6 protein-coding genes and 1 tRNA gene are annotated in these 8560 nt (G+C 61.8%); all 7 read left to right on the top strand.

The window, feature by feature from the left end; genetic code table 11:
* On the top strand, positions 1-461 hold a 461-nt coding region (locus tag RR842_RS09285; RefSeq protein WP_332729558.1), incomplete at its 5' end, for an FHA domain-containing protein.
* 67 nt (positions 462-528) lie between these two features.
* On the top strand, positions 529-942 hold the full coding sequence (locus RR842_RS09280) for an FHA domain-containing protein (protein WP_332514054.1): 414 nt from the start codon (positions 529-531) through the stop codon (positions 940-942).
* Positions 942-2180, top strand: a complete 1239-nt coding sequence (locus RR842_RS09275; protein ID WP_332518371.1) for a Stp1/IreP family PP2C-type Ser/Thr phosphatase — start codon at positions 942-944, stop codon at positions 2178-2180. Before RR842_RS09280 ends, RR842_RS09275 begins: the two co-directional genes overlap by 1 nt.
* Entirely contained in the window at positions 2177-4951 is a 2775-nt protein-coding gene (locus RR842_RS09270) for an FtsW/RodA/SpoVE family cell cycle protein (RefSeq protein WP_332729557.1), read from the top strand. Before RR842_RS09275 ends, RR842_RS09270 begins: the two co-directional genes overlap by 4 nt.
* 75 nt (positions 4952-5026) lie before the next feature.
* Positions 5027-7015, top strand: coding sequence for a Stk1 family PASTA domain-containing Ser/Thr kinase (gene pknB / locus RR842_RS09265; protein ID WP_332554254.1), 1989 nt, complete (start codon positions 5027-5029; stop codon positions 7013-7015).
* Between the two features lie 212 nt (positions 7016-7227).
* Positions 7228-8358, top strand: a complete 1131-nt coding sequence (locus tag RR842_RS09260; protein ID WP_332722979.1) for an NlpC/P60 family protein — start codon at positions 7228-7230, stop codon at positions 8356-8358.
* Positions 8359-8481: 123 nt separating this feature from the next.
* Positions 8482-8557, top strand: a tRNA-Arg gene (locus RR842_RS09255).
* Positions 8558-8560: the final 3 nt, after the last annotated feature.

Below are 8560 nucleotides of genomic sequence, written 5' to 3'. Positions count from 1 at the left end.
GCATGGCAGCGGGCGCAGCCGGCAGCATGGCCGGCGCTGCGGCAGGCGCCGCGCTTTCCGGGCAGCCGCAGGGCTACGGGCAGGCTGCCAATGCAGGCAGAGCCGTTGCAGCAGACACCGTGGTGTTCGCGGGCGGCGCGGGACAAGCGAACCCCGTCCCCAACCAGAACGCCGTGCGTGCCAGCCTTATCGACACCGCGAACAACCGGGCCTACTCTCTGGCATCAAGCCGCCTGCTCATGGGCCGCGAGTCGAAAAACGACATCGTCGTCCACGACATCAACGCCAGCCGCACGCACGCCGAGCTGCGCTTCGAGCCACAGGGGGTCTGGACTATCACCGACCTGGGCTCCACGAACGGCACGCTGGTAAACGGCGCCGAAATCGCCACCCATCCGCTACGCGAGGGCGACCACATTACTATCGGCATGACAAACTACGTGTTCACGCAAACCCAATGACGCAGAAGGCAACGGGCGAACACATGCGCATGACAAGCTTCAACCGCATAGAACCAGAGGTGTACTCGTGATCGATGTCGTACTGCTGATAGGACGCTTGCTGTTCGTCGCGCTGCTGTACCTGTTCCTGTTCGCTATCATGAAAACAGGCGTCGGACTGGTGCGCGGCCAACGCAAGAAGGAGCGCACGTGGAACTTGTCGGTTGAACGCGGACCTAAAGAACTGCGCGGCGTGTCCATCGTTGTGCGCGGGCCCGTCATCGTGGGCCGCAGCCCCGGTGCCGACATCGTCGTGGGCGCCGGATACGTGTCCGGGCGCCATGCCCGCTTCTCCCTTATGGGACAGAACCTGTTCGTCGAGGATCTGGGCTCCACCAACGGCACGGCGGTGAACGGCCAGGTTATCGGCGAGCCGGTAGCGCTTAAAAACAACGACGTGGTCAACGTGGGCGACGTCGCTATCCGCGTAAGGTTCGCCTAATGGCCGCCGATCGCGCCTACAAGTCCACGCCGCACACCCGCAAGGGTGCCACCACCACGTTCGGCAGCCGTACCGACATCGGTTGCCTGCGCGACCACAACGAGGACAGCTTGATCGTGGCACCTCCCCTGTTCGCCGTCGCCGACGGCATGGGTGGACATGCCGCAGGCGAGGTCGCCTCGGAAATCGCCGTGAACGTGCTGGCTGAACGCGCCCCGGCCCATCCCGACTCCGAAGCACTGGGCCGCGCTGTCGAGGAAGCGAACCGCGCTGTGATCCGTGCTGCCCGCGAGGGACGCGGGCGCGAGGGCATGGGTACCACCATGACCGCCGCCATGCTGGAGGGCGAGCGATTGATCATCGCCCAGGTGGGCGATTCGCGCGCCTACCTGCTGCATCAAGGCAAGATCCAGCAGCTCACGCGCGACCACAGCCTTATGGCCGACATGATCGAAGCCGGCCAGCTCACCCCCGAGGAAGCGCGCTCACACCCGAACCGCTCGGTCATCACCCGGGCACTGGGCAGCGACCCGCATACCCAGCCCGACCTCTACGAGATCAACGTGGAGACCGGCGATCGCCTGCTTGTGTGCTCGGACGGCCTGTCGGGCATGCTGCGCGACCGGGACATCGAGGCAACGCTCGCTCGCGTGCATGATCCTCAGCGCTGCGCCTCGCAGCTGGTGAACGAGGCCATCGCCGCAGGCGGGCACGATAACATCACCGTCATCGTCGCCGACGTGACCGGCTTCGCCGAGGTGCGCCGCAAGAAAATGGCACGCAAGACGAAGTTCAGCATCGCGTTGGTGCTCGTCCTGTTCGCCCTCATCATCGCCGGCACGGCATGGGGCACCAACACGTACCTGCACAATGCCGCCTACCTGGCGAACGACAACGGAAAAGTTGCCATCTACCGAGGTATTCCCGGGAGTGTGTTCGGGTTCTCCTATTCCGAGCTCGTAGAAACGACCTCGGTTGCCGTGGACGACCTGCAGCCCGGATTTGCCGAGCGCCTGAAAGACGGCTGGCGCGTGGACAACATCGAGGCTGCCAAGACGCTGGTCAAGGAGTATCAGGAGGACATCGACGCCAACAAGCAGTCCGCAACCGCCAAGGACAGCCAGCAGAACACAAGCGGGCAAGGCGCCGATAACACCACCGCGAGCAGCACCAACTCCACGGGCGGCTCCCACGATGCCAACCCGCCTGCACCCGCGAACCACGGCGGTGCCGCATGACGCGCCGCACTATCGAGCTGATCCTGCTGTGCGTAGCCGCGCCCTTCGTGGTGCTGCTGTTCGCTATGTTGGCCATAAATGCAGGCCAGACGCTGGACTTCAACACGCTTGGAGTGCCCCTTGGCATCTTCGTGGCCTTCGTCATAGCCCACCTGGCTGTGCGCAAGTTCGCGCCCGGTGCCGACCCGGCTATTCTGCCGATCGTGTTCGCGCTTTCCAGCATCGGCATCTGCTTTGTTGAGAGACTTGCGCCGAACCTTGCAATGGGCCAGGTCATGTGGTTGTTTGTGGGCGTTGCCTGCATGGTGCTGGTACTGGCGTTCACCCGCAACCTCGATAAGATTGCAAACTTCAAGTACACGTTCATGATCGTGGGCTTCCTGCTGCTGCTCTCGCCGTTAGTGCCGGGGCTTGGCCAGGAGATCTACGGCAGCCGCATCTGGCTGAGCCTCGGCTCGTTCTCCTTCCAACCGGGCGAGATCGCCAAAATCGTCATCGTGTTGTTCTTGGCGGGATACCTGGCTTCCAATCGCGAGATGCTCTCGGTGTTCACCTGGCGCGTCGGGCCGTTCCACTTCCCCGACCTGCGCGTGCTAGTACCGCTTTTGCTCATGTGGGTTATCGCGTTGCTTATCGTCGTATTCGAGAAGGATCTGGGTAGCGCCCTTGTGTTCTTCTTCGTGTTCATCGTCATGCTGTATGCCGCTACCGGAAAGAAGTTCTTCCTGATAATAGGCCTGTTGCTCATCGCCATCGGCGGCGTGGGCGCTTACCTTGCATTCGGACACGTGCAGGTACGCGTGGAAACATGGCTCAACCCGTTCGCCGACGCGCAGAACACCGGATACCAGCTTACTCAAGCCATCTACTCCATCGCCGATGGCGACCTGTTCGGGCAGGGCATCGGACGCGGGCTTGCGGGCAACATTCCCGTCGTAGAGAGCGACTTCATCTTCGCCGCCATTGCCGAGGAAATCGGCCTCTTAGGTGCGGCGGGCGTACTGTTGCTGTTCTTGTGCTTCGCCATCCGCGGCCTGGTCACGGCGGCGCGTGCGAAAAGCGACGTCAGCTCGTTTGTGGCCGTGGGCCTCACCTCGGTCATCGTGCTGCAGGCGTTCATCATCGTGGGCGGCGTGACAAGGCTCATCCCGCTGACGGGTTTGACCCTACCCTTCATCAGCCAGGGCGGCTCGTCGCTTTTGGCCAGTTTCATCATCGTAGGCTTCCTTTTGCGCTGCGGCGACGAGGGCACAGGCGTGGGTCAGGAGATAGCCAGCGCCACCAGCTCGCTGCACGCCAACAGCGTGCTGGGCCGCGTATCGCTGGGCAAACGGCTCACGCACACCATGTTCATCTACTCGGCGCTGTTCGCGCTGCTGGTAGGCAACCTCACGCTCATCATGGTCGTGCAGGCCGACTACTACCAGAACATGCCGGGCAACAACCACACCATGGCGAAAGAGGCGCGCACCGAGCGCGGCACGATATCCACCTACGACGGCACGATCCTAGCGCAAAGCGTCGAGCAGGCCGACGGCACCTACGAGCGCGTCTATCCTGCGGGCGACTTGGCCACCCACGTGCTGGGCTACTCGTCCACGCAATACGGCAACACGGGCATCGAAGCAGCCGAGAACGACGCGCTGAAGGGCCAGCAGAACTTTGCCAGCTGGACCGACGTGCTGAATTCCCTGGCCGGCATAGGCAGCCCGGGCAACGACGTCACCCTCACGCTGAACTCGAAAATACAGCAAGCTGCGCAGGACGCGCTGGCCGGGTACTCGGGCGCCTGCGTGGTCATGGACCCCGAAACAGGGGCCGTCCTAGGCATGGCCTCGTCGCCCACTTACAGCGCCGCCGATACCGAAGCGCTCTTGCAAGCGGCGGCTGCCAACCCCGACAGCGGCGACAGCAGCCTGCTGAACCGCGCGACGCAAGCGCTTTACGCACCAGGCTCCACCTTCAAGATCGTGTCTTTGGCAACCGCGCTGGAAGACGGCGTAGCGAAAGAGGACACCGTATTCTCTTCGCCAGGCTCCATGGAAATCGGCGGTGCCCCCATCTCTAACTTCAACGGGAACAGTTACGGCGACATCACCTTGGCCCGCGCCACCGAACTGTCGTCAAACACGGCGTTCGGCCAGCTCGGCGTCGAGATGGGTGCCGACAAGCTCGTCAGCGGAGCCGAAAAGTTCGGCTTCAACAAGCGCATTGAATTCACGCTGGAAACAGCCACGTCGCTCATGCCCGAGCCCAGCGAGATGAAGGCCTGGGAGACGGCCTGGGCCTCTGCCGGCGAACCCGTCGGCACCGTAGACAAAGCAAAACATCCCAGCCCCGCCGGCCCGCAATCCACGGTGCTTGAAATGGCCCTCGTGGGTTGCGCTATCGCCAACGATGGCAGCATCATGAACCCTTACCTGGTGCAGGGCATCTACAACGCCAACGGCGAGCGCAGCTTCACCGCCCAGCCCAACAAGTTCCTGCAGGCCGTGAGCAAGGAAACGGCCAGCCGGGTAAAGGACGTGCTCAAAGGTGTCGTCACCGACGGCACGGGTACGGCAGCGGCTATTCCCGGCGTGGAAGTGGCGGGCAAAACCGGCACCGCCGAAAAGCCGAACGGCAACGACAGCTGGTTTGTAGGCATGGCACCCGCCGACAACCCGCGCGTAGTCGTGGCTATCAACCTGGAACTTGCCGAAGAAGGCAAAGGCACCGAGCGAGCGCAAAATGTGTTGAAAACGGCTTTGCAGGTACAAGGGCTTTTATAGTTAAGGTATGCTGGTGGCACTCGTAACACTTAAACGTAGCAGCGCCTCAAGCATGTGACCTAAAGGAGCATAATCGTGAGCGGAAACATGACAGGTAGGGTATTCAACAACCGCTACCAAATCACCGAGCGCATCGGTATCGGCGGCATGGCCGAGGTGTACCGTGCGCAGGACAACGTGCTGGGGCGCCTGGTGGCTGTAAAGGTGATGCTCCCGCAGTACGCCGCCGACCCCAACTTCACCGCCCGCTTCAAGCAGGAGGCAGCCGCTGCCGCCAACCTGCAGAGCCCCTACATCGTGAACGTGTACGATTGGGGCCAGGACGACGGCACCTATTACATCGTCATGGAATTCGTGCGTGGAAGCGACCTGAAAACGGCCATTAACGAGCGCGGTGTCATCAACCAGCGCAAGGTGGCCGAGATAGGCTCGCAGGTATGCCAGGCTCTTTCGGTGGCGCACAACCTCGACATCATCCACCGCGACATCAAGCCGCAGAACATCATGGTGCAGCCCGACGGCAACGTGAAGGTCATGGACTTCGGCATCGCACGCGCCAAGAACTCCGTCATGACGCAGACGTCCTCGGTCCTGGGCACCGCACACTACATCTCACCTGAGCAAGCGCAGGGCAAGGAGCTTACCGCCACCAGCGACATCTACTCGCTGGGCATCGTGCTGTACGAAGCCGCCACGGGCAAGCTGCCCTTCGACGGCCCCGATGCGGTCAGCGTAGCCATGAAGCAAGTGAACGACCTTCCCGCCCCCCCGCGCGAGATCAACCCCGATATCGACCCGGCGCTCGAGGGCATCATCATGCGCGCTATGGCCAAGAACACTGCCGAGCGCTTCGCCACCGCACAGGACATGCGCTATGCCTTGAACGACTACCTGGCTGGCCGTCCTGTGAACGTGGGTGCCTTCACCAGCGCTCAGACCGCCGTCATGGGCGGCATCGTTCCCCCCATGGGAGCAGCCGACGGCACCGCCGTCATGTCCGCCATGGGCGGCGCAAACCCCGTCAGCACGGCGGGCGGCCCCAAGAACTACCGTTCCGACGACGGTAAAAAGAAGTCTAACAAGAAAACTATCGGCATCGTGGTGGCCATCATCGCAGCATTGGCCATAGTGGGCGTTGGGGCGTTTGCCCTCATGGGCGGCTTCGCAAGCGGAGACCCCGTGCCTGACGTGACGAGCAAGACGGTCGAAGAGGCTACGGCCCTCTTGGAAAAGAGCGGCTTCCAGGTAGGCAACATACAGAAAGTGCCCGATGCAAAGATAGCCGCCGACAAGATTATCAGCCAGGATCCGAAGGCGGGCGACAAGCGGGAGAAGGGCTCGAAGGTCAACCTCACCGTCTCGACCGGCGTCGAGCAGATAGCCGTGCCCGACCTTGTTGGAAAGACAACCGACGAAGCGAAGCAACTGCTTAAGGAAAAGGGCCTGGTACCGAGCATCATCGAAGGACAGCACAGCGACACCGTAGCAAAAGGATCGGTGATCAGTTCGAATCCTGCCGCCGGCACCAAGGTGAACAAGGGCGATACCGTCGAACTGGTTCCTTCAGTCGGATCCGAAGGAACTGAGGTACCCGATGTTGTGGGCCAGCTCGAAGGGGCAGCAACCACTAAACTGAACAACGCCGGCTTCAAGGTGACGTTCGATTACACCGCAAGCGACACCGTTGCCGAAGGCAAGGTTATCAGCCAGAACCCCGGCGCCGGCACGAAGCTCAAGAAAGATGAGAGCGTGAACATCGTGGTAAGCACCGGCAAGCAGAAGCCCTCCACCTTCACGGTAACCGCGTCGGCGCAAGGAGAGGGCGGTTACGTGAGCCCCTCGTCCATGGACGTTGAAGAAGGCGGCAGCGTCACGTTCACCGTCACACCAAACAGCGGTTACCTCGTTGCGTCCGTTACCGACACGAACGGCAAAAGCTACGAGGTGACGCCCGCCGGCGGCACCTTCACCATCAGCGGCGTGAAGAACAGCATCGCCGTGACCGTGACGTTCAAGCAGACCCCACCCACCCCGACGCCAACTCCGGCGCCGAGTGGCAACTAGGCCGACTAAGCAGCAACGCTTGACAGCAAGACTTCCGGAAGGCCGCTACCAGCGGCCTTCTTCTTTGGCGGTTGGCACTCTGAACTTACTGCCATTTCGCGTTGTTTCCCATCTGTAATATTGACGCGCATTTTTGTCATCGTGATGCATCGTGCTATTATGAGCACCATGCATGCTCAACCATGCCCGCGGCCCAACCAAGGAGGTACCGCATGCAAGAGCAAACACCCGCACTTTCCCGACGCACCTTCGTCGGCGGAGCAGCCGCCGTCGGTGCCCTGTCCCTCGCCTTCCCTACAGCCGCACTCGGCGTAACTGCTGCCGAGAAGCAGGCAGAAGCCGACGCCGTGCGCAACCAACTCGTCGGCCTGCAAGCCGAGGTCGAAGCGGCATCCGAACTTTACCACGGAGCCCTTGACCAGAGAAATGCCGCCCAGGCTGCCATGGAGGCAGAGCAGGCAAAGATCGATGAGGCTACCGCCCAAATTGCAAATCTGCAGGAGCAGCTAGGCTCACGAGCACGCGGCATGTACCGCTCGGGTTCGTCCACCTTCATCGACTTCTTGCTGGGTTCTTCTACGTTCGCCCAGTTCACCCAAAACTGGGATATTCTGAACAACTTGAACGAAAACGATGCGCAGATGGTGAACACCACCAAAGAACTGCGCGAAAGCGTGGAGGCCTCGAAGGCCGAATACACCAAACAGGAAAAGATCGCCGCCGACAGGGCGGCCGAGGCAAAGAAGAACAAGGACGAGACCGAAGCGAAAGTCGCCCAAGCCGGCACCCTCATGAACTCGCTGTCTGCCGAAGCGCGCGAACTGCTGGAACAGGAGCAGGCTGCTGCCGCAGCAGCGGCCGCGGCACAGAAGCAGGCAGAGATGGAGGCAGCACGCCCCAGCGGAGGAAACAACTCGGGTGGCGGTGGCGGCTCAACCGGAACGGGCGGCGGCGACACTGGTGGCGGTGGCGGTACGGGTAACGGTATCGAGGTTCCTTCGCAAGGCTCCGTGGTAAGTTATGCCCTCTCGCGCATCGGCTGTCCCTATATTTACGGCGACGAGGGACCAAACTCGTTTGACTGCTCCGGACTAGTCACCTGGGCATACCGCCAGGTTGGCATCGAACTGCCACACCAAGACGTAGCTCAACGCAATGCTGCACGACAAATCGTTTCCGTGGCCGAAGCGCGGCCCGGAGACGTGCTCTGGCGTTACGGCCACGTAGGGATCGCCGTCGGGTACGGCGGCATGCCATATGTGCATGCTCCCACACCGGGCGCCCTCGTACGCGACACTGACGACCTCAACTGGTCGCAATTTACGCACGCCCTGCGCTTCTAGTTGCACCAGCTGACCCACGCTCAACGGAAACGGCCGAGGATTCTCTCGGCCGTTTCCGTTGTTATAGACCGCAACAACCATTTCACGCCACAGTGCCAACAGGAATGCTACAATATCCTCCACGCCTCCGTAGCTCAGGGGACAGAGCACCGCTCTCCTAAAGCGGGTGCCGCGCGTTCGAATCGCGCCGGGGGCACCATTG

The organism is Gordonibacter sp. (assembly GCF_036667095.1).
In the GTDB taxonomy this organism is placed as follows: Bacteria; Actinomycetota; Coriobacteriia; order Coriobacteriales; family Eggerthellaceae; genus Gordonibacter.
This window is presented reverse-complemented; position numbering and strand designations above follow the sequence as displayed.